This window comes from Pseudanabaena sp. BC1403, assembly GCF_002914585.1.
Lineage (GTDB): Bacteria > Cyanobacteriota > Cyanobacteriia > Pseudanabaenales > Pseudanabaenaceae > Pseudanabaena.
In genome coordinates this window covers 156,491-181,872 of sequence record NZ_PDDM01000006.1, presented here as the reverse complement: position 1 = coordinate 181,872, position 25,382 = coordinate 156,491, and the positions used below count along the sequence as shown (strand labels likewise).

The 25,382-nt window shown below is 43.7% G+C and carries 17 protein-coding genes; 4 read left to right on the top strand and 13 right to left on the bottom strand.

What is annotated here, in order from left to right:
- Positions 1-27 precede the first annotated feature (27 nt).
- The 3 genes from purB to CQ839_RS08000 all read right to left on the bottom strand — a co-directional run bounded on the left by purB (position 28) and on the right by CQ839_RS08000 (position 4,663).
- Positions 28-1,323 carry an adenylosuccinate lyase gene (purB, locus tag CQ839_RS08010; RefSeq protein WP_103667750.1) on the bottom strand — a complete coding sequence of 432 codons (1,296 nt, stop codon included), beginning with the start codon at positions 1,321-1,323 and terminating at the stop codon, positions 28-30.
- Positions 1,324-1,423: 100 nt separating this feature from the next.
- Entirely contained in the window at positions 1,424-1,708 is a 285-nt protein-coding gene (locus tag CQ839_RS08005) for a YggT family protein (RefSeq protein WP_103667749.1), read from the bottom strand.
- A gap of 108 nt (positions 1,709-1,816) precedes the next feature.
- On the bottom strand, positions 1,817-4,663 hold the full coding sequence (locus CQ839_RS08000) for a pitrilysin family protein (RefSeq protein WP_258040661.1): 2,847 nt from the start codon (positions 4,661-4,663) through the stop codon (positions 1,817-1,819).
- A gap of 196 nt (positions 4,664-4,859) precedes the next feature.
- On the opposite strand from CQ839_RS08000, the gene CQ839_RS07995 reads away from it, so the two are divergent.
- Positions 4,860-5,237: a resolvase gene (locus CQ839_RS07995; RefSeq protein ID WP_103667786.1), complete on the top strand. Its 378-nt coding sequence runs from the start codon at positions 4,860-4,862 to the stop codon at positions 5,235-5,237.
- 146 nt (positions 5,238-5,383) lie between these two features.
- Here CQ839_RS07995 and CQ839_RS07990 read toward each other — a convergent pair whose 3' ends face one another.
- The 7 genes from CQ839_RS07990 to CQ839_RS07960 all read right to left on the bottom strand — a co-directional run bounded on the left by CQ839_RS07990 (position 5,384) and on the right by CQ839_RS07960 (position 18,507).
- Positions 5,384-9,361 (bottom strand): DNA-directed RNA polymerase subunit beta', encoded by a 3,978-nt coding sequence (locus tag CQ839_RS07990; RefSeq protein WP_103667747.1) that lies wholly within the window; start codon positions 9,359-9,361, stop codon positions 5,384-5,386.
- Between the two features lie 87 nt (positions 9,362-9,448).
- Positions 9,449-11,485 carry a DNA-directed RNA polymerase subunit gamma gene (gene rpoC1 / locus CQ839_RS07985; RefSeq protein ID WP_103667746.1) on the bottom strand — a complete coding sequence of 679 codons (2,037 nt, stop codon included), beginning with the start codon at positions 11,483-11,485 and terminating at the stop codon, positions 9,449-9,451.
- 129 nt (positions 11,486-11,614) lie between these two features.
- Entirely contained in the window at positions 11,615-14,917 is a 3,303-nt protein-coding gene (gene rpoB, locus CQ839_RS07980; protein WP_103667745.1) for a DNA-directed RNA polymerase subunit beta, read from the bottom strand.
- A 173-nt stretch (positions 14,918-15,090) separates the two neighbouring features.
- Entirely contained in the window at positions 15,091-16,179 is a 1,089-nt protein-coding gene (gcvT, locus tag CQ839_RS07975; protein ID WP_103667744.1) for a glycine cleavage system aminomethyltransferase GcvT, read from the bottom strand.
- A 72-nt stretch (positions 16,180-16,251) separates the two neighbouring features.
- A complete protein-coding gene (locus CQ839_RS07970; RefSeq protein WP_103667743.1) occupies positions 16,252-17,241 on the bottom strand; it encodes a succinate dehydrogenase/fumarate reductase iron-sulfur subunit in 990 nt (329 codons plus the stop codon).
- 107 nt (positions 17,242-17,348) lie between these two features.
- Positions 17,349-18,083, bottom strand: coding sequence for a Sir2 family NAD-dependent protein deacetylase (locus CQ839_RS07965; RefSeq protein WP_103667742.1), 735 nt, complete (start codon positions 18,081-18,083; stop codon positions 17,349-17,351).
- 199 nt (positions 18,084-18,282) lie between these two features.
- A complete protein-coding gene (locus tag CQ839_RS07960) occupies positions 18,283-18,507 on the bottom strand; it encodes a DUF433 domain-containing protein (protein ID WP_103667741.1) in 225 nt (74 codons plus the stop codon).
- Between the two features lie 220 nt (positions 18,508-18,727).
- Here CQ839_RS07960 and CQ839_RS07955 point away from each other — a divergent pair, with 220 nt between their 5' ends.
- The 3 genes from CQ839_RS07955 (at position 18,728) to CQ839_RS07945 (ending at position 20,515) form a co-directional block, all read left to right on the top strand.
- Positions 18,728-19,477 (top strand): hypothetical protein, encoded by a 750-nt coding sequence (locus CQ839_RS07955; RefSeq protein ID WP_103667740.1) that lies wholly within the window; start codon positions 18,728-18,730, stop codon positions 19,475-19,477.
- Between the two features lie 301 nt (positions 19,478-19,778).
- Positions 19,779-20,015: a hypothetical protein gene (locus CQ839_RS07950; RefSeq protein ID WP_103667739.1), complete on the top strand. Its 237-nt coding sequence runs from the start codon at positions 19,779-19,781 to the stop codon at positions 20,013-20,015.
- A 182-nt stretch (positions 20,016-20,197) separates the two neighbouring features.
- The gene (locus tag CQ839_RS07945) at positions 20,198-20,515 is read left to right on the top strand and encodes a cupin domain-containing protein (protein WP_103667738.1); all 318 of its coding nucleotides are present in this window, start codon (positions 20,198-20,200) and stop codon (positions 20,513-20,515) included.
- A gap of 411 nt (positions 20,516-20,926) precedes the next feature.
- Here CQ839_RS07945 and CQ839_RS07940 read toward each other — a convergent pair whose 3' ends face one another.
- From CQ839_RS07940 to CQ839_RS07930, 3 genes are all read right to left on the bottom strand, one after another.
- Positions 20,927-23,275 carry a condensation domain-containing protein gene (locus CQ839_RS07940; protein ID WP_103667737.1) on the bottom strand — a complete coding sequence of 783 codons (2,349 nt, stop codon included), beginning with the start codon at positions 23,273-23,275 and terminating at the stop codon, positions 20,927-20,929.
- 62 nt (positions 23,276-23,337) lie between these two features.
- On the bottom strand, positions 23,338-24,084 hold the full coding sequence (locus CQ839_RS07935) for a COG4280 domain-containing protein (RefSeq protein WP_103667736.1): 747 nt from the start codon (positions 24,082-24,084) through the stop codon (positions 23,338-23,340).
- Positions 24,085-24,308: 224 nt separating this feature from the next.
- A complete protein-coding gene (locus tag CQ839_RS07930; RefSeq protein WP_103667735.1) occupies positions 24,309-25,373 on the bottom strand; it encodes an LLM class flavin-dependent oxidoreductase in 1,065 nt (354 codons plus the stop codon).
- Positions 25,374-25,382 lie beyond the last annotated feature (9 nt).

Sequence of the window (25,382 nt, the reverse complement as noted above, 5' to 3'; positions counted from 1 at the left end):
AGAGGCGGCGCGAAGCGCCGCCTCTCTTTAAATCCCCAAACGTTGATAGATTTGGTCAAGATTTTTGAGATGCTTATTCGGATCAAAACAAGCTGCTAGTTCTTCATCGGATAAAGTCGATCGCACGGTTTCATCTTCACTAATTAGCTTGCGGAAATCACCTTCAGGTTTATTCCATGCAAGATGCGCGGCTTTCTGGACGATCGCATAGCTATCTTCGCGGCTCAAGCCCTTTGTAACCAAGGTTAGTAGCACTTGCTGACTAAAGACCACACCACCATAACAATAGAGATTACGCTCCATGTTGTGAGTATGCACCAACAGATTTTTGACCAAATCGGTGATTTCCCTAAGCATGAAATGGGTGAGGATACAGCTATCGGGTAGGAGTACCCGTTCTGCCGCACTGTGGGAAATATCGCGTTCATGCCATAGCGCCACATTCTCTAAAGCTGTCGTCGCATAGCCGCGTAGCAAACGCGCCATTCCTGTTAGCCGCTCCGAGCGAATTGGGTTACGCTTGTGTGGCATTGCCGAAGATCCTTTTTGTCCCTTGGTGAAATGCTCTTCCACTTCCAGAACATCGGTACGCTGCAAGTTCCGAATTTCTACTGCAAAGCGCTCGATCGATGCACCGATCAGCGCTAATACTTGCGAATATTCCGCATGGCGATCACGAGAAATTACCTGCGTCGATGCACAGTCGGGCTGGAGTCCTAACTTTTGGCAAGCGATCGCCTCAATACGCGGATCGACATTGGCATAAGTTCCGACTGCACCTGAGATTTTACCGACGGCAATATTTTTGCTTAAGCACAATAGGCGATCGCGATGGCGGAGCATTTCTGCTAACCAACCCGCCAACTTGAAGCCAAAAGTAATTGGCTCTGCATGGATACCATGCGTCCGACCCGACATAATCGTATAGCGATGTTGTTGGGCTTGGTAGCGAATGGCTTGGATTGCTTCTTCTAACTGGGCTTGGATGATTTCTAAGCTATCGACTAATTGCACTGCAAGAGCCGTATCTAGCACGTCAGAGCTAGTTAAGCCAAGGTGAATGTAGCGTCCTGCATCACCCACATATTCATTTACGTTGGTCAAAAACGCGATCATGTCGTGTTTGACCGTTAATTCAATTTCATTGACGCGATCGGCATCAAAGTTTGCTTTCGCCTTAATTTCTTCGACGGCATCGGCAGGTATATAGCCTAATTCTGCCTGTGCTTCGCAAACGGCGACCTCAACTTGCAACCAAGTTTGATATTTATGCCGATCTGTCCATAATCGCCCCATTTCGGGCAGTGTATAGCGTTCTATCAAGATTTACGCTCTTGGAATAATCACAATTTATAACTATAGCAAATTTTCTCTGCTATAGCTACAACTCAAAAATAGAAAGACGGCGCTTCGCGCCGTCTTTCTATTGCATCATCGTTAAAATTCCTTGCTGACCTAGCAACATTTCGCGCAAAAGGCTGAAAATACCCACACCGATCACAGGGGAAATATCAATGCCGCCGATGGGTGGGATTAATTTCCGTAGCACAAATAGTAAAGGCTCAGTGGGAAAAGTAATCAGACTATAGGGAAATTGCTTGAGGGGAATCTGGGGATACCATGTCATCACGATGCGAAAGATATACATGAGGATGAATAGTCCCAACACAATATTGAGTGCTAAAGAGCTAATGGCGATCGCGTCCACGACAGTAACCAAATTTAAATTTCAAAATACTTAATTAAGATTGATCGTAACAGTTTTAACTACTTTTTAAAATCATTCAAGGCGGCGCATTGCGCCGCCTTGAATGATTTATTTCTCAGCTTTAGGAACTACCGACACAATCAAAAGATTATCGGGTTGTAATAATTCCTTAGCAGCGCGATTGACCTGCTCAAAAGTCACGGATTGAATGCGCTGAGGAAACTTGTAAAAATCGCCAACTGGTAAGCCGTAGATCTCATCGCTCAGTAAAGAACTAGCAATGTTATCAGGATTGGCAAACTCAGTAGAGAAATTGTTGATCAAGCTCTTCTTTGCCACATCAAATTCAGCTTGAGTTATGCCCTTATCGCGGACAGATCTAAGCAAAGCCACCGTTGCGGCGATCGCCTTTTCTGTATCCTTGCCACTGGTTTGCATCTGCACGATAAATGCGCCCTGTGGCGGTCTACCCGCTTGGAAATAGCTGTAAATGCCATAGGTCAAACCAAGGCGATCGCGTATTTCCGTACCAAGGCGACTGGATAATGTATCACCGCCTAAAACTTGGTTTAGCAATAGTGCTGGATAGTACTGTGGATCAGAGCGAGAAATACTTGGATGTCCAATGATCGTGACCGCTTGAGTTTTACCAGCTAGAGATGTTTGCTTCTCATTGGTTGCAGCAAGGTTAGGCACATTAGGAAATTGGAACTTTGGTGCTTTGCCTGTAGCTTTCCATTTACCCAATTTTTCTTCGAGTAAGGCTCTCATAGTCGCAGGATCGAAATCTCCCATGAGTGTGAGAATCGTACTGTCAGGACGATAATAGGTTTTATAGAACTTCGCTAAATCTTCTCGTTTTAAAGATTTGAGAGTTGCTTCAGTTCGCATAGCATTAAAAGGATGCCCTTTAGGATAGAGCGTTGACTGGAAGATCCGCCGCACTAAGGCATTAGGATTATCCAGCTCTGACTTAAAGGCTAGGAGATTGCGTTGGAGATTGAGGTCAAATTCCTTCGCTGGAAAAGTTGCATTTTGCAACAAGTCGGCTAATTGATCGATCACAATTGGCAGATCTTTAGCTAAGCCGATGCCAGAAATACCGACACTTTCCCGACCTGCCGAAAATCCTAAACTTGCGCCACGATTTTCTAAACGTGATGCAAGTGTCAACGCATCTTTGGTGGTTGTGCCATTGGTAAGATTTTGCGCCGTAATTCCTGCCAACCCAGCTTTGTCAATTGAGTCAAAGCCTGAACCTGCATTGATTTCACCCACTAGGGTTACAGTCGGTGTACTGCGATCGGGCAATAACAGAACTTTCAAACCATTAGATAGCGTGAACTTATCAGGCTGAACCGCTGGGGGAATATCGACTTTATTATTTAAAGCGCTTTCTGGTAAATACTTCGCTACTTCTGACGGATCGACAGGAGAGCTAGGTTTAAATGCTTCAGAAGAATGAGCATTACTGGGAGTTGTGCCAGCCCCAGCCGTAATCACCGATGGCTCGAAATATCCAACCACTCGACGATCGCGTTGCAAATATTGCTTGGCGACGCGCTTGACATCCGCGCTCGTGACTTTATCGACAGCACTCAAATAGCGATCGCTATAGCGATAATCCTTAGCGACAGTTTGGTTGTAGCCGATCTGAATTGCTTGAGAATTAACATCACGATTGCCCAAAATATAGCTAGCTCGCATACTAGTTTTAGCTCGTTCTAGTTCTTCTGGGGTAATTGACTGCGTTTGCAATTTGTCAATTTCAGCTAATAAAAGACGATCAAGCTCTTCGAGAGATTTACCTGCTGTCGGTGTCGCACTCATAAAATACCAACCCGTGCCAATCATGGATGAGGCATTACCACTGGCACTACTTGCTAAGCCTGTTTCCACTAGAGCTTGATAGAGTCGTGAGCTTCTTCCAGAGGTCAGAATGCTATGCATCACATCGATCGCGGCGACATCAGCACCATCAACTTTAGGCAAATCTGGATAGACTGCTTGCAAAAATGGCACGCTACCAGGCTCTTTGAGTCGAATTGGTTCCTGAGTAGATTTTGGAGTCGGCGGTTTAGGCTTGTTCTGCTGATCTTCAGGAGTAATTAAAACTTTGGGTTTCGTTGGAGCGGCGATCGCGCCATAGATCTCTCGCACTTTTTTCAGCGTGGCTTCTGTCTCAAAATTACCAACAATCACCAAAGTCGCATTATCAGGGCGATAGAAAGTACGGTAATAATTTTGAATATCCTCAACTGTATAGTTCTCAACATCAGGACGATAGCCAATCACTGGCCAACCGTAAGAACTATCAGGATAAGCCGCTAACATTACCTGTCGATAGAGCCGAGTCCCTGGGCTGTTGTTACCACCATCTAGTTCTGACAAAACCACAGTACGTTCACTTTTGAGTTCGGCTTCACCAGCGACAGTATTGACCATGCGATCGGCTTCCAGCCTAAGCATCGCATCCAGCTTGTCGCTTCCTGCTGTCCCCACATAGGCGGTCATGTCATAGCTAGTAAAAGCATTAGAGTCACTACCTAAGGCACTAAATAAGCGCCCAAACTGAATCGGACGCTCTTTTGTCCCTTTAAACATTAAATGTTCGAGCTGGTGAGAAATACCTGTTATTCCCGCTTTCTCGTTTTGGGAACCAACGCGATACCAGACCTGCACACTCACTACAGGAGCTGTATTCACTTGCTTAGTTAACACCGTCAAACCGTTATCTAAGACAGTTTTAATCACATTTCCTGTCAAAGATTCGGGCGATTGGTTAGTAATTGTAGTAGTTTTGGCAACTAGATCAGGTTGAGCAGCATATGCTTGACCACCAGACAATTGCCCCAAAAATGATTGCCAAGATAGGGGCAAGTTACTGAACATCACCACTGCGATCGCGGTGGCTAGTCCTCGACTCAAAAAAGAGAGCATAAAATTACGCTTCACCGAAATCTCCACGAAATACAGTTTTTATTATAGACAGGCTAACAAGACAAGTTACTTCTAGTGCTATTGCTTATGCGATAGTTTACTCAGGTTTTAGGCATAGCATAATAGTTGTAGCTATTATGCTATGCCTACATCTACCTCCAAAAGCATAATTTTTTCTGTTTCCTTGAGCATTATGAATATAAGCGATGATATGAGTCCTCTGATTTCTCGCGCTGAACTAAAATCTGATCATACTTACGAGCTAATGGATGTAGAAGCGATCCAAAAGGCATTAGGGCGATCGCGTGCCTCTATATATCGCTATGCCCATACCGATCCAGCACAAGGTTTACTGAACTTACCTTACGACCCCACAAGATTAAATCCTGAACTACGCCAAAGCGATCGCGAACCTTTATTGTTTCATCCTACCGAGGTATCAAGATTTGCAAGGGATGTCCTGAAAATGAAACAGGTGACCATTCAGGTACAAGAGCCAGCCCAAAACGAGACTAATCGACTATTACGAGAAATTTTGCAAGAGATGCGATCGCTTAACCAAGCAATCGCATCTCTGCGTAATCTCTAGCACCAGTTTGGATTGAGTTTGCAAAGTTTACAAAACAAAAAAAGCCTTGCTAAGCAAGGCTTTTTTTATTTTGGGAGATGGTTTGCGTAGCAAACCATCTCCCAAAATAAGTTTTAAAAGGCGGTGCTTAGCACCGCCTTTTTTATCTAGTCTTCATCCTCAAACTCATCATCATCTTCCTCGTCATCATCTTCAAATTCGACATCATCATCCACTAGCTCATCGTCAAAACTGCGACGGCTACGTGGTTTATCGACAACGCGAATTGGCTCGATCCGAGGCTCAATGATTTGATAATTACGTGCAGTATTGTCATCAATGATCACATCATCCGCTTCTTCGTCATAGCCGAGTTCTGGCTCATAGCCATTATCGACATCAACAATTGGCGTATCGTAAGCATTAAAGCCCGTACCCGCAGGAATCAAACGACCGATAATCACGTTCTCTTTCAAGCCGCGCAACCAGTCAGACTTACCTTCGATCGCAGCTTCAGTGAGAACACGAGTGGTCTCTTGGAAACTCGCCGCCGAGATAAAGCTGTCGGTATTTAAACTTGCCTTCGTAATACCCATCAATACAGGTGTGTAATCCGCAGGTGCGCCGCCCGTAATTTCCATCGCTTCGTTGATTTGTTCAACTTGATGAAGTTCTACCAACTCACCAGGAAGACGAGTAGTATCACCACCATCCTCGATCCGAACCTTAGAGGTCATCTGCTTAACGATTACCTCAATGTGTTTATCGGAAATATCTACACCTTGAGATTGGTATACCGACTGGACTTCGTTCATTAAGAACTCTTGTACCTTTTGCAACCCGATTAGAGCCGCTTTTCTGACTCCAAGAGATTCCTTGTAAGTATGGAAATAGATATCGAGAATGTCATGCGGATTAGCAGGCCCATCGGTAAGTGCTTCACCAGCCAAGAGCTTCTGACCATCAGAAATAATCACACTCTGACCAGCATTGAATGAATAGTCATCATCCAGAACGCCATCATCACCAAGAATCTTCACTTCAGGATTGTCGTCAGAGTCGTAGGTAACTTGAGCAGTTCCTGTTGTCCGTGCAAGTACACACATTTCCTTGGGTTTACGTGCTTCTAGTAGTTCTTCAATCCGAGGTAACCCTTGGATGATGTCTCCAGTTTTGGCACGTTCAAATACCAGCAGCGCAATGTTGTCTCCACGCTGAACAAGGTCAGCGTCATGGATTTGCAACAAGGCTCCAGGGGATACGAGGTAGGGGCGACCGATGCGAAATACGACTGAGTCATTCTCAATCCTGAGGACTTGTCCAGACTCTTCAGTAATCACACCATCGCCAATTTCATCACCCGATCGCAAGAGATCGCCAACTTTAACTGTGGGACTAGGACAATGTGTCGTAATGCAATCTGATTCAGTGACTACCAGCAAACGACGAACTACTTCCGAGCCTTGACGAATACCACGGATCTGACCTGGTTTCTTACAGAGAATTTCGGTACGGGCGACAACTGCGCCAGGCTCAATGCGATCGCCGTCATTTACCAATAGTCTTGTCCGCGAGTTGCTATGGGCAGGATCGCCAGAGTTGTCTTGACGAATCACCAACGATTCGAGAATTACCAATTGCAAGCGTAGACTGCCTGGATCGGTGTCGTTAGGAATAAACTCGATGTCCGCAGCTAATTGAGGGGCATCAGTATCAACTTCTAACAATAATTGCGTCTTCAATAGCTCAACGCTGTCGATCGCCTTCACGCGATCGCCATCCTTGTAAGGAATACGCTGAACTGCACGGAGACCAATTGAACGACCTTCTTGATTAACCGATTCTTGGCTAGGAACTGTTGGAATATCGGGGACTTGGTATTCTTCCACAGGACGCAACAACAATGCTGGCCCCTCGGTTGAGTCCAGATATTCCACATAGCGCAGCTCAGGAGAAACTAATCCAGGCATGATTTCCGTTCCGGGATAAGCCAAAGACCCATTCTTTTGCATCGCCGTTTGTGGATCATCGACCAAATGTAAGTCACCTGGCTTGATCACGATTTCACGCAAAATATCGTTCTTTTGGAATACTTCGACCACACCAGCAGTTTGACTGAAGATATCCTTGACGACTTCAGTACCAGCTTCGATGAACTGATTTTCTTCGACCATCAACAGGGAAGCATCTTTGTTCACCTCATGGGTTTCTTCAGGAACCCAGAGTAATGTGCCGCCTTTAACGACTTCATAACCCTGCTTGCCCTTGCTACGCTTAGCGACTTCTACACCAGCAAACTTGATAATACCGCCGCTCTTAGTTTGATAAGTATCATCAATCAGTTCAGCAACGACTTGATTGTTAATCAGTTTTGAGCCTGGAGAAGCTTTCAGGGAGAAGCTTTGACCACCTTGAGTCTCAAGCACATAATGCTCACGACCTTGATAGCTTTCTTCTTTGACGATCGCCTGATCCAAGATGACCGAAGCTGTGATAATTTCCACTTCACGGTTATGGCGACTATCTTCTTCGCTAAGACGGACAACTCCACCATGCTCAGTAATCAAGCGAGTTTCCGCAAGCACATCGCCCTCTTGGACTTGGGCTTCATTTTTGACGGTTGGTTCCGCAGTTGGCGGTAAGTCATAGACTTCACCAGCCAATACCCAAACCCGACCTTTTTCCCCACGAGCTACGTAGCTGGTATTACCTTGACGGTCTTTTTTCTCTTCGATCGCTAGATCTGAGAATAATACTTCGCCAGCTAAACCAGTATTCAGCGCTTTAGTTGCTTTTTCGGTGGTTTTACGAGAGGTTTTACCAGTGATCGATACCTCAGCCATCAATTGGTTTTGAGTTACTTTCTGTCCATCGCGCACTAATAATGTCGAACCTTGGGTGATCGCATAGACTTTTTTGCCTTCAGAACTTTCTAAAGAAAAGTCACCATTTGACTCAACGATAAAGGCATCTTCACCGTGGCGAGTACGCATGGGGCGAACTTTTAACTTTTTGTTGTATTTGATTGTGCCATCATGGGGAGCGCGTTGCTGTTCTGCAACTTCCCCAGTAAATACACCACCCGTGTGGAATGTCCGCATGGTTAGCTGTGTACCAGGCTCACCAATGGACTGCGCCGCGATAATCCCTACGGCTTCGCCGATGTTTACCAACTCTAAATGAGCTAAGCTCCAGCCATAGCACATCTGACAAACTGCGCGAGTAGATTCGCAAGTAAAGGCAGAACGTACACAAACTTCTTCGACACCAGCTTTGGCTACGGCTAAAGACAAGTCTTCAGAAATTTCTTGGTTATGAAAAACAATCACTTCGCCTGTTTTGGGATCGATAATATCCTCAGCCGCTACACGACCAAATAAGCGATCGGAAAGCTTGATCAGGGTCTTTTCCCCGTCTTTCATTGCTTTCAGACGAATGCCGCGAGCTGTGCCGCAATCATTTTCGCGGACGATTACATCTTGTGATACGTCTACCAGACGGCGAGTAAGATATCCAGAGTCAGCTGTCCGTAACGCAGTATCTACCAGACCTTTACGCGCACCATATGACGAAATAATGTATTCAGTAACTGTCAATCCTTCGCGGAAGTTCGTTTTAATCGGTAAATCGATGATTTGCCCTTGTGGATCGGCCATCAACCCACGCATACCAACTAGCTGACGCACCTGCGAAATATTTCCGCGAGCACCAGAGAACGCCATCATGTAAACAGAATTGAGGGGATTGTTGCTTTTGAAGTTTTTCACCACCTCATCCTTGAGGTTATCGTTAGCAACGTTCCAAGTATCAATTACTTTTTGGAAGCGTTCTACTTCGGTAATTTCGCCCCTTGTATAACGGCTTTCTGTTTCTTCAATCTCCAGTTCTGCCGCCGCTAGCAAAGCTTTCTTACTAGCAGGAACCTGCAAATCCTCAATACTAATTGAAACACCTGCCTGAGTTGCATAGCGAAAACCTAACGCCTTAAGTTGATCAGCAACGTTGGCAGCGCTAGTTGTTCCATAATTCGTAAAAGCCCAAGCAATTAACTTTTTCAGTTGGCCTTTGTCAATTGTGCGATTAATAAAGCGCTGAGGCTTCTTTTGTTCAGGCGAGTCCGTGTTGCTAGTCGTGAAATCTGCCATGGTATTAAGCTATTAAATAATCTTTGGAGTAATTAATCGAAATTCTATGTTTTTAGTCACATCGCTAAGCGATGTGACTAAAAACAGTTAACTCGCTAGGGATGCATAGATTGCTTGATTGAAAATCACACGCCCAGGAGTGGTTTTAATGTATTGAGAAATCAAACCGCCTTCAGCATCTTCACGAATACGACGGAAATCAAATTCCTTTACTTTCGTACCATCTTCTAGAACTGTGACCTTGGGTTCTTCATCGTCTTTTTCTTCGCCTTGACCTTCAAGAATTCCTTCAAAACGTACCCAAACACTGGCGTGAATATCGATTTCGCCTTGTTCGTATGCCATCACGACATCATTGAAGTTGGAGAAGTAACGTCCTAAACCCTTCTGTTTGTAAGGATTATCAGTTGTGAGATAGTAACAACCCAAAACCATATCTTGGCTAGGTGTAACGATCGGACGACCAGTAGCAGGCGAGAGAATGTTATTAGATGCAAGCATCAATAGACGCGCTTCCGCCTGTGCTTCAATCGACAGAGGCACGTGAACCGCCATTTGGTCACCGTCGAAGTCAGCGTTAAAGGCAGGACAGACAAGCGGATGCAGTTGAATTGCACGACCACTTACCAGCAAAGGTTCAAAAGCTTGAATACCTAATCTGTGCAGCGTCGGGGCACGGTTTAACATGACGGGGTGTTCGCGGATCACATCTTCAAGGACATCCCAAACAGCTGGGTCATTGCGTTGAATCAGTTTCTTCGCCGCTTTAATGTTATTCACCAGCCCTGTTTTAATCAGGCGATGAATCACGAAAGGCTGGAATAGCTCGATCGCCATTTCCTTGGGCAAACCACATTGATGAATCTTCAGGTTAGGTCCGACAACGATTACCGAACGTCCAGAATAGTCAACCCGTTTACCGAGCAAGTTTTGACGGAAACGACCCTGCTTGCCTTCGATGATGTCCGAGAGAGACTTGAGTGGGCGATTATTTGCACCAACCACCGTGCGTCCACGACGACCGTTATCGATCAACGCATCAACAGCCTCCTGCAACATCCGCTTTTCGTTACGGACGATAATTTCAGGCGCAAGAATTTCCTGTAATCGAGCTAGGCGATTATTACGGTTAATTACTCGACGATACAAATCATTCAAATCGCTCGTGGCAAAGCGTCCACCGTCAAGCTGTACCATCGGACGCAAATCTGGAGGAATTACTGGAATTACATCCAATACCATCCAGTCTGGTCTAGAACCTGTCGCTACAAAGTTATCAACCACGCGCAGACGCTTAATTAACTTGGCGCGTTTTTGACCTTTAGAGTTTTCGATATCGGTGCGGAGACGCTCTGCTTCTTTCTCAAGATTGATATTTTGCAATAGCTGCTTGATTGCTTCTGCTCCAATACCTACTTCAATCCCATCTAGTACAGGATCTTCAGCATAAATTTGATCTTCAAGATCAATCCATTGATCCTCTGAAAGCAATTGCTTATAAGAGAGGTTATAGGCAGTAGCAAGCACTTCTCCAACTTCAACAATTTTTCCTTCTGATGTAGTTGGAGTATGCTTGGGATGTAGAGGGTAAGCTATTTCAACGCCATCAATGCCACGCACAATAATTTCACGGCTATTGACTACGGTAACTTCGCCATCGACCTCAGACTGAATCCCAGGATTAAGGACAACGTAGGCATTGAAGTAAACAATTTGCTCAACATCACGTAGAGGGATATCCAGCAGAGTAGCCATATAACTAGGGATACCCTTGAGATACCACACATGGGTAACTGAGGCAGCTAGCTTAATAAAGCCCATGCGATGACGACGTACTCGTGATTCTGTCACTTCTACACCGCAGCGTTCGCAGACAATACCGCGATGACGCACACGTTTATACTTACCGCAATGACATTCCCAATCCTTTGCGGGACCAAAAATCCGTTCACAGAACAAGCCATCCATTTCTGGCTTCAATGTGCGGTAGTTAATAGTTTCAGGTTTTGTGACTTCGCCAACCAAACTGCCATTTGGTAGAACTCGTTCGCCCCATTTACGAATGCGATCGGGTGATGCCAAGCCAATCTTGACATAGTCAAATCGCTGTTCCACTTTCGCCATACGTTACAACGTCCTTAGTAAATTGACTATTTATAAATTCTTCAACTGATTATCAATAAATTCGTAATTTGTAATTCGTAATTCGTAATTATCAATTACGAATTACGAATTACGAATTGTCTGATTTAATTAGTCATCATCCTCATCAAAATTGATATCGCCTCGATAGACAGACTCATAGGTAGGACGATTTGGTGTACGGCGTGAGCCAGTATCCACCATCAAATCCACTTCAGTATCTTGGTTGCTACCGTCCTCAGATAGCTTGTGGACTGACACATCCAAACATAAAGATTGAAGCTCACGCACCAATACCTTGAATGATTCTGGCGTACCAGGTCGAGGAATTGCGTGACCTTTAACGATCGCATTGAGTGCTTCGTTACGTCCCGTCATATCGTCAGATTTAACTGTGAGCAACTCTTGGAGAATATAGGCAGCACCGAATGCTTCCAACGCCCATACTTCCATTTCTCCAAAGCGCTGACCACCCTGTTGAGCTTTACCGCCAAGTGGCTGCTGCGTAACTAGTGAGTAAGGACCAGTCGAACGAGCGTGGATCTTGTCATCGACAAGGTGAACTAGTTTCAGCATATATGCTTTACCAACAGTCACGGGCTGATCGAATGGCTCACCTGTACGTCCGTCATAGACGACCAACTTACCTGGGAATTCATCATTAAAGATCCAGTCTTTGCCAGTGTGATTACGAGCATGTTCTAGCTGACCATTCACCAACTCTCTTGAAGCTTCTTCTCCGTACATTTCATCAAATGGCACGATCTTAAAGCGAGCATTCAAGTTTTCGGCTGCCCAACCGAGCAAGCATTCAAACACTTGTCCTACGTTCATCCGTGAAGGCACACCCAGAGGGTTCAGCACGATATCAAGAGGAGTGCCGTCGGGCAAGAATGGCATATCTTCTTTCGGCAAAATGCGCGAAATAATGCCCTTGTTGCCGTGGCGACCTGCCATCTTATCGCCGACTTGGATCTTGCGTTTTTGAGCAACATAGACGCGGACGACCATGTTTGCCCCAGGGGGTAACTCATCGCCTTGTTCGCGAGTAAATACGCGCACATCGACAACACGACCCTTTTCACCGTTAGGCACACGCAATGAGTTGTCTCTAACATCACGAGCCTTTTCACCAAAAATTGCTCTTAGGAGTTTTTCTTCAGGTGGTTGATCAGATTCACCCTTTGGTGTGACCTTGCCGACAAGGATTTCTCCAGAACTTACCCAAGCACCGATGCGGATAATGCCCTGCTCATCAAGATTACGCAGAGAATCTTCACCGACGTTAGGAATTTCGCGAGTGATTTCTTCGGGACCGAGTTTGGTTTGTCTTGCTTCAATTTCATATTTTTCAACGTGAATCGAAGTGTACACATCATCAATTACGAGGCGCTCATTAATTAAAATTGCGTCTTCGTAGTTGTAGCCTTCCCAAGGCATATAAGCAACGAGAATGTTCTGTCCAAGAGCGATTTCGCCGCCTTCGGTTGCTGAACCATCGGCAAGAACTTGTCCTGAAACCACCGTATCGCCAACCCAGACCAGAGGACGCTGATTTAAGCAGGTGTCTTGGTTTGATCGCTGATATTTTTGCAGACGGTAGCTGCTCTCTAGTCCAGTATCATCAGCCTTGACGCGAATCTCATCCGCAGATACATAGGAGACTTCACCTGTAACTCGCGAGACGATCACCATACCTGAGTCACGAGCGGCTTGAGCTTCTAGCCCAGTACCAACAAGAGGACGCTCAGGACGCAATAGTGGAACGGCTTGACGCTGCATGTTCGAGCCCATCAGGGCTCGGTTAGCATCATCATGCTCAAGGAATGGAATCAGCGATGTTGCCACCGAGATAATCTGTACAGGCGAAACCGCGACATAGTCGATTTCTTCGGGACTTGCCGTACCCCATTCTTGACGATAGCGAATTGGCACGATTTCAAGGAAGATATAGCCTTCGTCGTTGGTAGCTACGTCACCAGGGGCGACACGGAATTCATCTTCTTCATCAGCCGTCATATAGACAGGCTCTTGATTTTTTAGAACTTTGCCGTTTTCGACCGCGTAGTAAGGAGTCTCAATGAATCCATACTGGTTAACACGAGCGTGAGTTGCCAAAGAACCGATCAACCCTGCGTTAGGACCTTCAGGAGTTTCAATGGGGCAGATGCGACCGTAATGGCTTGGGTGAATATCCCGCACTGCAAAGCCTGCACGTTCACGAGTTAGACCACCAGGGCCAAGAGCGCTAAGACGGCGTTTGTGAGTTAACTCAGCAAGAGGATTGGTTTGGTCCATGAACTGAGACAGTTGGCTGGAACCAAAGAATTCTTTGATTGCGGCTACTAGCGGCTTGGGATTAACCAACGAGGCTGGCGTGAGAGCGTCAACATCAGACACAGTCATCCGTTCGCGAATGATCCGTTCTAGACGATTTAAGCCAACACGGACTTGGTTTTGTAGCAATTCACCAACTGACCTAACGCGACGGTTGCCCAAGTGGTCAATGTCATCGATTTCACCGATGTCAAACTTGAGGTTGATCAGATAGTTGATTGCAGTGAGAATATCCTTCTCGGTCAATACCCGCATGGTGTCTGGGGTATTTAAGCGCAATTTCTTGTTGAGCTTATAACGTCCAACCTTTCCGAGGTCATAACGTTTGGGGTCAAAAAAGCGCGATCGCAAAAGTTCACGACCACCCGACTCGGTAGGTGGCTCACCTGGGCGGAGCTTGCGATAAAGTTCTTTGAGTGCTTCGTCTTCGTCAAACTGACCTTCTTTGTCAATTGTTTTCTGGAAGTACTCACGGTGAGTAAGAGCATCAAGAATTTCGGCATCACTCAAGCCGATCGCTTTGAGTAGTACCTGCGCAGAAAGTTTACGAGTTTTGTCAATACGAACCCAGACAAGATCATTCTTGTCGGTTTCAAATTTCAGCCATGCTCCTCGGTTAGGAATAAGGCTGGCGTTGTAAGTGCGGCGACCATTCTTGTCAATCTCTTGTTTGTAATAAACCCCAGGGCTACGCACAATCTGATTGACGATGACTCGCTCAGCACCGTTAATAATAAATGTTCCACGATCTGTCATTAGAGGCAGATCGCCGATAAAAACTTCTTGCTCCTTTATTTCTCCTGTTTCTTTGTTAATAAGCCTCGTGGGAACGTACATCTGTACGGCATAGGTGGCATCCCGACGTTTGGACTCATCAACACTATATTTTGGGCGCTTGAGTTTATAATCTTTGGCAATGAAATGGAGTTCCATTTTGCCCGTATAATCTGTAATCGGTGAGAAACTCTCAAGCTCTTCAATAAGTCCTTCTTCTAGGAACCATCGAAAACTCTCCCGCTGGATTTCTACAAGATCTGGTAGAACGAAGGCAGGAGTAACAAGAGTAGGCTTATTCATGCACTAAGTGACTGCAGTTTTAGTGGGCGGAGTATATGTCTAGGTTTGACTCAAGACATAAGCACATTATCCTAACGCAGCTGTGATCTGATTGTCAAGCTATTTTTTTTATGACCCAATTTTAAGATTTGTCGCACCGTCGTGACAAATCTTAAAATTGGGTCATAAAAAGATCACAAGAAATTACGCTTTGTGACTTTGGCAGGAAAATCATTGTTGCGGATTTGGACTTGGAGAATTTGCTCCATTTTTGCTAGTTCAGATGGGACATAGCCAAAGGCGATCGCCTTGCCCAAAGTTGGGGACATTGTGCCACTGGTGACAATGCCGACAGTTTCGCCTTCATAGCGAATTGGGTAATCATGGCGGGCAATATTGCGTCCTTCTAATTCTAAGCCGATTAATTTGCGGGTGACTCCATTTTGTTTCTGCTCTTCTAAAACCTCACGCCCAATAAAATCACCTTTCTCTTTGAGATGCACGATCCACTGAAGATCGGCTTCGAGAGGTGTGATCGTGTCATTCATATCCTGTCCATAGAGATGCATTCCTGCTTCCAGACGCAAGGTGTCACGGCAACCTAAGCCACAAGGTACAACACCAAGATCGAGTAATTTTTGCCAAAGCGCTTTACCCGTTTCGATATCGGTCATGATTTCGCAGCCATCTTCCCCTGTATAGCCCGTCCGCGCAATAAAGCTGGGTGTTCCTAAAATATCGGTGCGAGTATGCCCAAATCGCAAACGCGGTAATTTCAATAAATCCGCTGTCACGAGATCTTGAATAGTGACGATCGCAGTTTTACCTTGTACGGCAATCAAGATTTGCGAAGCCGAGTTATCAATCAAGCGATCGCCTAAATGCTGTTGCAACCATGCTTTGTCTTTGTCAGTGGTCGAGGCATTGACAATTACTGACCAATTTTCGCGATCGCCATCAGGTTCATGACGATAAAAAATCACATCGTCAATAATTCCTGCTTGCTCATTGAGTAAAACTGTATATAGCGCTTGCCCCACTTTTAAGCGCCCTAAGTTCGATGGTACAAGTTTGTTCAAAGTTTCGAGAACGCCTTCGCCTGTGATCGCAAATTTACCCATATGCGACACATCAAACATCCCCACCTGCGATCGCACGGCATTATGTTCTGCGACCAGCCCTTTATACTGCACGGGCATCTCCCAACCGCCAAATTCCACTAGCCGCGCACCAGAAGCAACATGGAGATCATAAAGAGGAGTGCGTTTCAGAGGGTTCGTCATGATTGCGATTAAAAAATTATTACAACTATAATTATGCAATCTTGAGTTGTCCCGTTCACGGTTTGGATAAATTTATTGTTTGCTTTCACGATTACTTTTTGCAGAATAGATAGACTCAATTAAAGCTTTAGCTTCAGATGCACCTTCTGACTTCTGAAACTCCCAAGGATAGGGCATTTTGCCATGTAAAACCATGCGGATACCGAGAGGAAAAATACTTAGTAATCCTTTGATATCGCGGAAGTTATCACCAACTACGCGCACCCCAAATTTACTTTCGTCGATCCATCCATCTTCTTTGACTAGCTCAACCATCGCGTGTCGATGACGCTGAGCGGTGGATTCTGGTAAATCTGTATTAGCGAGGATCTCATGTTTGATTTGAGAAATTCGATCTAGAGGTTGTACTTCTACTGGACAGACTTCATTGCAGTTATAGCAGCGCGTGCAGTCCCAAACAAATCCTGATTCGTTATATTTCTCTACCCTTTCCTCAGTGCGATCGTCGCGATTATCTGCCATGACTCGATATGCTTTGGCTAGGGCGTGGGGGCCAACAAAGCGATCGCTGACAGCCGCAGCATTACATTCGGAATAGCAGGAACCGCAGAGAATGCAATTGGCAGCAGCTTGGAGTTTGGCGCGTTGGGCTGAGGTTTGGAGGTATTCAGTTTTGCTGATTTGCCGTGATGCGGTGGAGACGTAGGGATCGACTTTGGCGAGATTATCCCAAAACTTAGTCATGTCTACGATCAAGTCCTTGATCACGGGTAGATTTTGCATTGGTTCGATGACCAGTTCGGTATCGCGATCGCTCATTACTTCGCTGATATGTTTCTGACAAGCTAAGCCCGATCGCCCATTAATTCGCATCGAGCAAGATCCGCAAATGGCGTTGCGACAGTTGCGCCGAAAGCCAATGGAGCCATCCTGTTCACCTTGAATTTTGATTAATGCATCAAGTACAGTTGTGCGATCGGGGTCGGCTTCGATTTGATAGGTTTGATAAGTGGGTTCACTATTGCGCGATGTTTGGCGGCGAAGCTTGACTGTAATATTCATGGGTGATTATTTGCGATCGGGCTTTGTGCAGTAAGTTTAACTTTAACTCAATGTTTGGTGGATGGGGCGATCAAGATATTCAAAAGAGGAAATAGATTCTTCATAATTTATGATGTTGCACCAAACAAAAGGGGGACAATTTCTTCAGCAGCTCCTAAATACTCCTCTTTAAAGTAAGGATTCTTAGGTTCCATCGGCTCTAAGTTGATCAGGATAGTTCTAGCTCCAGCATAATCGGCTGATCGGACAAATCCAGAGGCTGGATAGACAGTTCCAGAAGTACCGATCGCGATAAAAAGGTCACAATCCCGTAAGGCTCGTTTCGTTAACCACTCTTCCTTAACTGGTAGGTGTTCGCCAAACAGTACTATATCTGGACGCAGTGGGGAACTACAAATCTGGCAAATAGGTAGCACATCATCATAAGGGTTACTGTCTAAATAAGCTGTCAGATTACAGGTAGGGTTACTGCATCGAGTGCGACAAACGTTACCATGGATCTCAATAACGTTTGAGCTACCTGCAAGTTGATGTAGTCCATCAATGTTTTGAGTAATAAGCGTGAATTGCTTATCTGGAGACAATTTAGCTTCAAACTGTGCCAGCTTAATGTGAGCGACATTGGGTTGTGCTGTTGCTAATTGCTTTCTCAAGGCTCCATCTAGTTGCCAGATTGCTCTTGGATTGGTTTTAAGTAAAGAACTATCTGCATATTCAATTGGATTAATTTCATTCCATAATCCTCCTTTACCTCGAAAAGGTCGAATTCCCGAAGCAACAGATACTCCAGCGCCAGTTAAAACAACAATTTTGCGATAATGAGAAAAGTTTATGGCTTTCATGAAATAGCTTGCATTATCTATATTGAGTTACAGGTTTATCAATAACATTCCCAAACTAGACAAGTTCGCTTCACCAATAAACTAGAAAGTTAAGCCAATTATGGTTAAATCACTTCAGTAAAAGACTAGATAGCTATGTTAAAGGTTCTAGAGAGCCAAGGGGCGATCGCTGGTGATAAATGGGCATCAATCCAGATGGTCATGCGACTAATACAGGATGATTAAGTTTACGAGATGCATACGCTATTGCTGCTTTTAGGTCATCTCTTTCTAGATCGGGCATTTCTTCTAAAATCTCTTCGGCACTAAGTCCTGCCACAAACAAGTCGAGAACGTCTGAAACGCGAATTCTCATGCCACGAATGCAGGGACGACCGCTGCATTGTTTGGGGCTGATGGTGATTCTTTTAAGTAGGTCTGGCATTTTCTCTATCACTTTTCTCTAGTATAAATGAGTTATGGAGTTTCGTATTTCTAAGCATTGTTAAAATAAAGTGCTTTTGGGAGCTATTAACCATCTATTTCTTTAACGGTATTTTTTCTGCCTAGACAAGTTATTGAATATTGTAAACCAGCTAAATTTATACATGTTCATTAATTAAAATGATATAAATTATATACAGAATATATAGAAGGTATATAAAATGGATCGCTATCTCTATGCAGCTGAAAGAAAGTGTGACTATGAGAACTTTGCAGCCGTCTGTCCAACTTGCAAGCAATGGAATATATATAACCGTATAACAGATCTAAAAACAATTGATCCAATCTGCTTTAAAACAGTTCAATGCATTTATTGTGAACAGTTGTTCAATATAAACTATGACCAAATAGGAGAGCCATACGAGTATTTAATTCTTGGGATTCGTCAACTATTAAAACAGAAACAGTATATGTATTGTATCCTAAATCTAGCTCAGGCAATAGAATGCTTTTTAAATCATAGCATTTGGATTAAACTATTATATCATCCTTATAAAAACAAATTTCTTAGAGAAGAAGATTTTGATGTTGTTTATGCCGAGATTGGTAAAAAGATGGAGAGGCTAACATTTAAACCACTTATAGATATGTTCTTTTGGCTATATCTAAATGATAGAAAATTTACATCAAAAAATGAGATTTTAGCTTTTTTAAATACAGAAGTAAAAGAAAAGAAATTTAAGAACTATGCTGATAATTTAAAGGATATAGATATCATAAATTCAAGTGGTGCAGAGACAGCTGATCTACTAATTAGATTAAAAAAGATGAAAGTCTCATCTTTGCGAAACCAAGTAGTTCACAAATATGCGTATAGACCATCATTGGATGAAGTTATGGAATGTTGGCATGAAACTGAAGAAATTGTATTTGGATTAGCTACACAGTTAGATACAAAATACTTTTTCTAATTGCAGCAATCAATAGAAATTTGTAAGTATATTATGACAATCAATAATTAGTGATATAAAGGTATCTTTAGCAAATCAATTTCTCTTGACGAGAACTAAAAAAAGTGCGATCGCCTATTTCTACCCTACTGAAATTCTGACATTTTAGGCGATTATTTTTGTCTGTAAGGATCTGTTAGCGATCGCGCTTGATGATGACAAAAGGCGATCGCTAGTTATGGATTAGTGAATAGGTGATCGCATTTATTATTAGGGTTTTGCTAAACTAAAACTAACTTGAGCGTGAGTCGAGAAAAGTAGTATGAACACAATTAAAAGTGAGATAGTACAACGCTTAGAAATTATTTCTGATGATAAGCTGCGAGAAGTTCTTAGCTTTTTAAACTATCTTGTCTGGCAAACTGAAAACTCACGCACTCTAGAAGATACAGACTGGCTAGAGAGCGACTTGTCAAGTTTAGACAACTATGAACCCTATGAATGGCAAGAAGGAGAACTACAAGAAGGGCTACCCGTTAAATTTATCGTGACAGTCTAAAGAGAATAGAAAGCAAGATAGTCGCCAAAAAATGAAGATAGAAAGAGGGAGTAAAACCCTGTAATAGCATTTGGGAAGTCAAAAATCTAAGATCTGGGATAATCCTAAAAAAATAAAAAGATTGCTAAGCCACTAGCAGAAATCGAAACTTTAATTCAGAATAGGTAAAACTTATTGAAGCCATGACAAACATCTTCAAACTTCCCAACAACCTAAATCATCTAGAAAAATTTGAGCAAATAGTTACTGGTGAAAACATCCAGATTGAGCGCATTATTTCTACAGGGCAAACTACGACCTCTGGACAATGGTATGACCAAAATACCGATGAATGGGTGATTTTACTTCAAGGCGAAGCGGAGCTATCCTATGCTGATGATATGAGGATAAAACTAAAAGCAGGCGACTATCTGCTCATCCCCGCGCATACAAAGCATCGTGTTGAATATACCAGTATCGAGCCACCTTGCATTTGGCTAGCAGTACATGGGCAAATGTAACTCAATGACTGTAAGACAAATAGGACTTACGCAAATCAACCAAGAACTAAAGTTCTTGGCTCAAAGCTCAAGTCAGTTAAAACTGACTAAAGAAAGCCTCAAACCAACCTGTTTCAACAGGTTTAAGCTTTTAGCCCGCAATTTATTGCAGGGCAGATGCGTGAGTCCTAACAAATCAACAATCTGAAAAGCCCAAAAGAGAAAGGCGGCGCTTCGCGCCGCCTTTCTCTTTTGGGCTTTATGTCCTGAGGCTTAAAGTCTTGTTGGGGTTGCTGACTAACTGTTCTAGAAATTTCTAATAGTTTGCAAGCAACTGCTCAATCATCAGGAACAAGAGGGGTGTATAACCAAACCGATACAACCTAGATACCTGAAAGGCTTGTAGTATATGGACAAGATATCGAATGGGTTCTATATTCTGTCATTTTGCGTAAGTTCAAAACTCTCAGAAGCAGTCAAGTTTTGGAGTTGCTCAATACGCTCTGCTAAACCAGCAATTGTGGGTGACTGAAATAAATCGACGATGGTGATCTTAACTTGAAAGACTAGAAGTAATCGATTTACCAATTTGTTTCCCAATAAAAAATGTCCTCCTAACTCAAAGAAGTCGTCATCGATACCCACCTGATTAATTTCCAAGACCTTCATAAAAATCTGGGCAATTTCTCTCTCTGTGGCGGTGCGTGGTGCGATGAAATCTATGGCTAAGTCAATGCTAATTGACTCTGCTAGCGGTAAACTATGACGATTCACTCTTCCATTCTCATCAATAGGGAATGATTTCAATAGGATGAACTCGGTAGGAATCATATACTTCGGCAACCTTTTTTCTAGAAAACGGCGGAGGTTGCGAGAGTTGAGCGTATAGCCCAAGATCGGTACAATATAGGCAATTAGTTGTTGATCATCTACAAGCTCTGCACGATCAATCTGCTCAATGACAATAGTTTCCTGTATTTGAGGATGTTGCATCAGTATAGCTTCAATATCTTCTAGTTGAATATAGAATCTGTGTATTTTTATTTGATGCTCAATTCGTCCCAAAAACTGAATCGTTCCGTCTGATGAGTAGAGCGTGCGATCGCCAGTTTTATAGATAGCGGCATCGAGACCGCCAATATAAAGCTCTCCAGGAATACCAATAGGAGTAGGTTGTAAGCATGGATCGAGAATATAGGTACTAAACTTACGGACTGATTTATCAATAGGCAATTCGCGTCCAGCTAATTCTGGAATTATTAGCTTTGCCAAATCGATGGAGCTTGTTTGATTCCATGTTGCTAACTGTTCTTGTTCTGTCAATGTTAGGATTGGAAGTGCCGAAATAGTGCAATCAGGATTTTCGACAATAGCTGCTAGCAAGGTCTGAAAATGCGCTAACATTCGATTCATTCGAGACTCATCAAACAAATCTGTGTTGTATTCCAATTTCCCGATTAATCCCGTATCTCCTTCCACCAAGTGCATGGTTAGATCTAAATCAGATGTCTGATTGTTAATGCGTTCATATTCAACTTTGAGTCCTGACAACTCAATACTCTTTGTCGAAAAAGCATTTTGGAGAATTAACATCACCTGAAATAATGGCGCATAGGTTAAACTCTGCCCTAGCTCAAATTCAACTATTAACTTTTCAAAGGGCAGGCTTTGGTGAGCTAAGGCTCCTAGGACTGTTTCGCGTACTCGCTTTAGTAAATTTCGGAAACTGGGATTTCCTGATAAGTCAGTTCGGAGAACTAATGTATTAATAAAACAACCGATTAGGTTTTCGATTTCTGATTGATGACGGTTAGCGATCGGCGAACCTACTACAATGTCATTTTGTCCTGTATAACGAAATAGGAGTGTTTGTAAAGCTGCTAATAAAATCATGAATAAAGTAGCTTCATTCTGCTCGGATAGAGATTTGAGGGATTCAGCGAGCGTTTTTGGTATTAAAAAAGATAAGGTTTTACCCCTAAAAGATTGGATAGAAGGACGGGGGCGATCGCTTGTGAGGGATAATAAATCGGGAGAATTAGCTAATTGTCGCTTCCAGTAATCGAGATCATTCTCTAGTGCTTTGCCCTGTAAGTGCTGTTGCTGCCAAACTGCAAAATCAGCATATTGAATTGGTAAAGGCTCCAGAGGAGAAGGTTTACCTGAGGAAAATGCCGCATACAGAACATTCAATTCTCCAAAAAAGATGCCCAGAGACCAAGCATCCATAGCAATGTGATGGATAGTTAAGATCAGTACGAATTCGCAAACATCACTTTGGACTAATGTTGTTCGCAACAATAATGAATCTATTGCTAGATCAAACGGCTGACAAGCTTGAAAGGATGCAATGCGATTGATTTCCCTTTCTCGTTCGGGAATCTGGTACATTTGTAGATCAATCATCCTTAGCGTCCAGTTTCTGGGTGGGATAATAATTTGAGTTAATTCTCCCGTAGTCGTTTGGTAGTTTGTGCGGAGAATTTCGTGGCGCTGAATGATTTCTCGGATACTTTGCTCCAGAGCATCTACATTGAGATTCCCTGTGATTTTCAGAGATATAGAAACATTATTGGAGACTGCACTGGTGGTTCCTAATTGATGTTGAAACCACATTCCTTGTTGTTCAAAGGAGACGACAAGATGATTCTGTTTAGATAGATCTCTTTTGGGAATTGTCCAAGACTTAGGTTGTTGGACTTGCTTTTGGCTGATGCGCCGCTTTAATAAAGCCTGTTGCTCTGGAGACAAAGCCGCAATGCGTTTGGATAAATCATTCATCTTTTAACTCTCTATCAATTCTGTTTAATTGGTTTTAATTGTGGAATCTGTCTGTCAGAAACCTATTCCACTTGATTGGCGATGGTAACTTCCATATGTTGACGCTTTGACCACCACAGGAACAGCATGGCTAAACCACTGTAAGCTGCGACAATTGCCACGATCGCGAAATCTGCAAACATCCATGTAACTCCCAGTCCCTCTCCTAACCAAAACGTTCCTAATGCACCTAGTAAGATCCCAGATCCTAACTTAATCAATACTTCTGGAACATTGAGCAAATAGTTATGCAAGGCAGCGACAATGACTACCGCAAATATGAGGGCGATCGCAGTTCCAGCTAAAGACTCATACCATGCTCCTGAAGCTAATCCTAAGGTGACCACGAGGATCGCAATCTCCAAAGCTTCGAGGATTGCACTTTTGGTCATCACCCAAAAATTCAGATTGCTAAAGCCTGAATTTTGCTTGTCTAGCACAATCTCTTCAGCGGCTAGCGGATCATCGGACATCCAACCAGCGCGTTTTCCCTGCGCCTGACGTTTGATCGATTTGCTCACCCAGCGCCAACCAACCCAAATCAGAGTTATCCCGACCAGAATTTCTAGCCAATGGAGCGGAATTAATCCCAAGATCTCGCTAAAAGGAAAAGCAATTGCTGCAACTAGTAGTACTCCTAAGATGCTGCCCCAAACAGCTTCTCGCTGATAGCCCGATCTGGCGATCGCATAAGCAATTACCGCAATCTCTAAAAAATCAATTGATGCACCACCGATTGCGGCGACCAAAATACTCCAGTTAATGTTCATATCTAGCCTCTTTTAACTAAATGAAGTAATGCTTTGGGCAGATAATACACCGCACTTTGCGCAGTGTATTATCTTTTAGAAACCATTTAAGAATTGTCTAGATCCCCCCCAGCCCCCCTTAAAAAGGGGGGAGAATTAAATTCTTCCCCCTTTTTAAGGGGGATTGAGGGGGATCTCTTAGAGCTTTTGATCGCAGAAATTAATTCTTAAATGGTTTCTTAGGGCTAACAAACTTTGACTGGTTGACGTGATGCACAACTATTTTTTAGATCTTTGAGAAAATCTAAGCTTTCCATTACCCAGTCGAATTCAACGCCAAAGTCAATGAGAGCAGCAACTTCATCAACTCCTGCTTGTTGCAGACTATCAATCATGGTTTGGCAATGAGCGGGAGTTCCCATTAAGACTTTGCCGTTGAAATAAGTCTCGAAACTGAAATCAAGTAAGTCATCCAAATCTTGAGCCGTCATGGTCTTAGGGTCGATGGAAAACCGTAAATCCCCCGCAGATTTGACCACCAGATCAAAATGCGTTTTCAGGTAGTTTTTGAATGGTTGTCGTACTTTCCTGCGGACAGCATCTAGGTCGTTATCAATAAATGTATGGATCATCATCGCCACCTTGCCACTTTTGGGATCGTGACCATGTTGGGTGAGTGATTGACGATAGAGAGTGATTTTGCGGAGGATTTCATCTAAGCTTTGATATAGAGGCGAAGTGAGGATATTCGCACCAATTTTTCCTGCATCAATAAACGTTTCGTCAGAAAGAGCAGTAATCCAAATGGGTAAACGTGACTGTAGCGGTCGAGGAAATGTGGAAATATTCACAGGTTTACCATTGCCCCCCGTGAGGGCGATCGCTTCTCCTTGCCAAAGTTGCTTTACAACTTGGATATCGCTCCACATAATTTCCTTCTTGTCGGCATACTTTTCGGGGAAAAGCACAAAATCGTTAGGATGCCAACCAGGGGCGAAAGACAGACCAACTCGACCTTGAGAAAGATTATCGACCATCGCCCATTCTTCTGCTACGCGCAGAGGATTTTGCAAGGGCATCACGACGCTGCCAGAACGAATTTGGATATGCTCGGTAATCATGGCGATCGCAGCACCTGCCACGGAGGGGTTGGGATATAGTCCACCAAAGGCATCAAAATGACGTTCGGGAACCCAAACCGCCGCAAATTTATGGCGATCGGCAAACTTTGCACCTTCAATTAACAGACGATATTTGTCGTGACTAGTGGTGGAACCATCACCAGAAAAATAAAATAGACTGAATTCCATAATGTTAAT

Bases quoted from the DNA above. Each gene is read 5' to 3' on its own strand.
- CQ839_RS07955 (WP_103667740.1), top strand. From the start codon at position 18,728: ATGGATCGCTATCTCTATGCAGCTGAAAGAAAGTGTGACTATGAGAAC.
- CQ839_RS07950 (WP_103667739.1), top strand. From the start codon at position 19,779: ATGAACACAATTAAAAGTGAGATAGTACAACGCTTAGAAATTATTTCT.
- CQ839_RS07970 (WP_103667743.1), bottom strand. From the start codon at position 17,241: ATGAATATTACAGTCAAGCTTCGCCGCCAAACATCGCGCAATAGTGAA.
- CQ839_RS07990 (WP_103667747.1), bottom strand. From the start codon at position 9,361: ATGGCAGATTTCACGACTAGCAACACGGACTCGCCTGAACAAAAGAAG.
- gcvT (WP_103667744.1), bottom strand. From the start codon at position 16,179: ATGACGAACCCTCTGAAACGCACTCCTCTTTATGATCTCCATGTTGCT.
- CQ839_RS07945 (WP_103667738.1), top strand. From the start codon at position 20,198: ATGACAAACATCTTCAAACTTCCCAACAACCTAAATCATCTAGAAAAA.
- rpoC1 (WP_103667746.1), bottom strand. From the start codon at position 11,485: ATGGCGAAAGTGGAACAGCGATTTGACTATGTCAAGATTGGCTTGGCA.
- CQ839_RS07960 (WP_103667741.1), bottom strand. From the start codon at position 18,507: ATGCCAGACCTACTTAAAAGAATCACCATCAGCCCCAAACAATGCAGC.
- CQ839_RS07935 (WP_103667736.1), bottom strand. From the start codon at position 24,084: ATGAACATTAACTGGAGTATTTTGGTCGCCGCAATCGGTGGTGCATCA.
- rpoB (WP_103667745.1), bottom strand. From the start codon at position 14,917: ATGAATAAGCCTACTCTTGTTACTCCTGCCTTCGTTCTACCAGATCTT.
- CQ839_RS07940 (WP_103667737.1), bottom strand. From the start codon at position 23,275: ATGAATGATTTATCCAAACGCATTGCGGCTTTGTCTCCAGAGCAACAG.
- CQ839_RS07930 (WP_103667735.1), bottom strand. From the start codon at position 25,373: ATGGAATTCAGTCTATTTTATTTTTCTGGTGATGGTTCCACCACTAGT.
- CQ839_RS07965 (WP_103667742.1), bottom strand. From the start codon at position 18,083: ATGAAAGCCATAAACTTTTCTCATTATCGCAAAATTGTTGTTTTAACT.
- CQ839_RS07995 (WP_103667786.1), top strand. From the start codon at position 4,860: ATGAGTCCTCTGATTTCTCGCGCTGAACTAAAATCTGATCATACTTAC.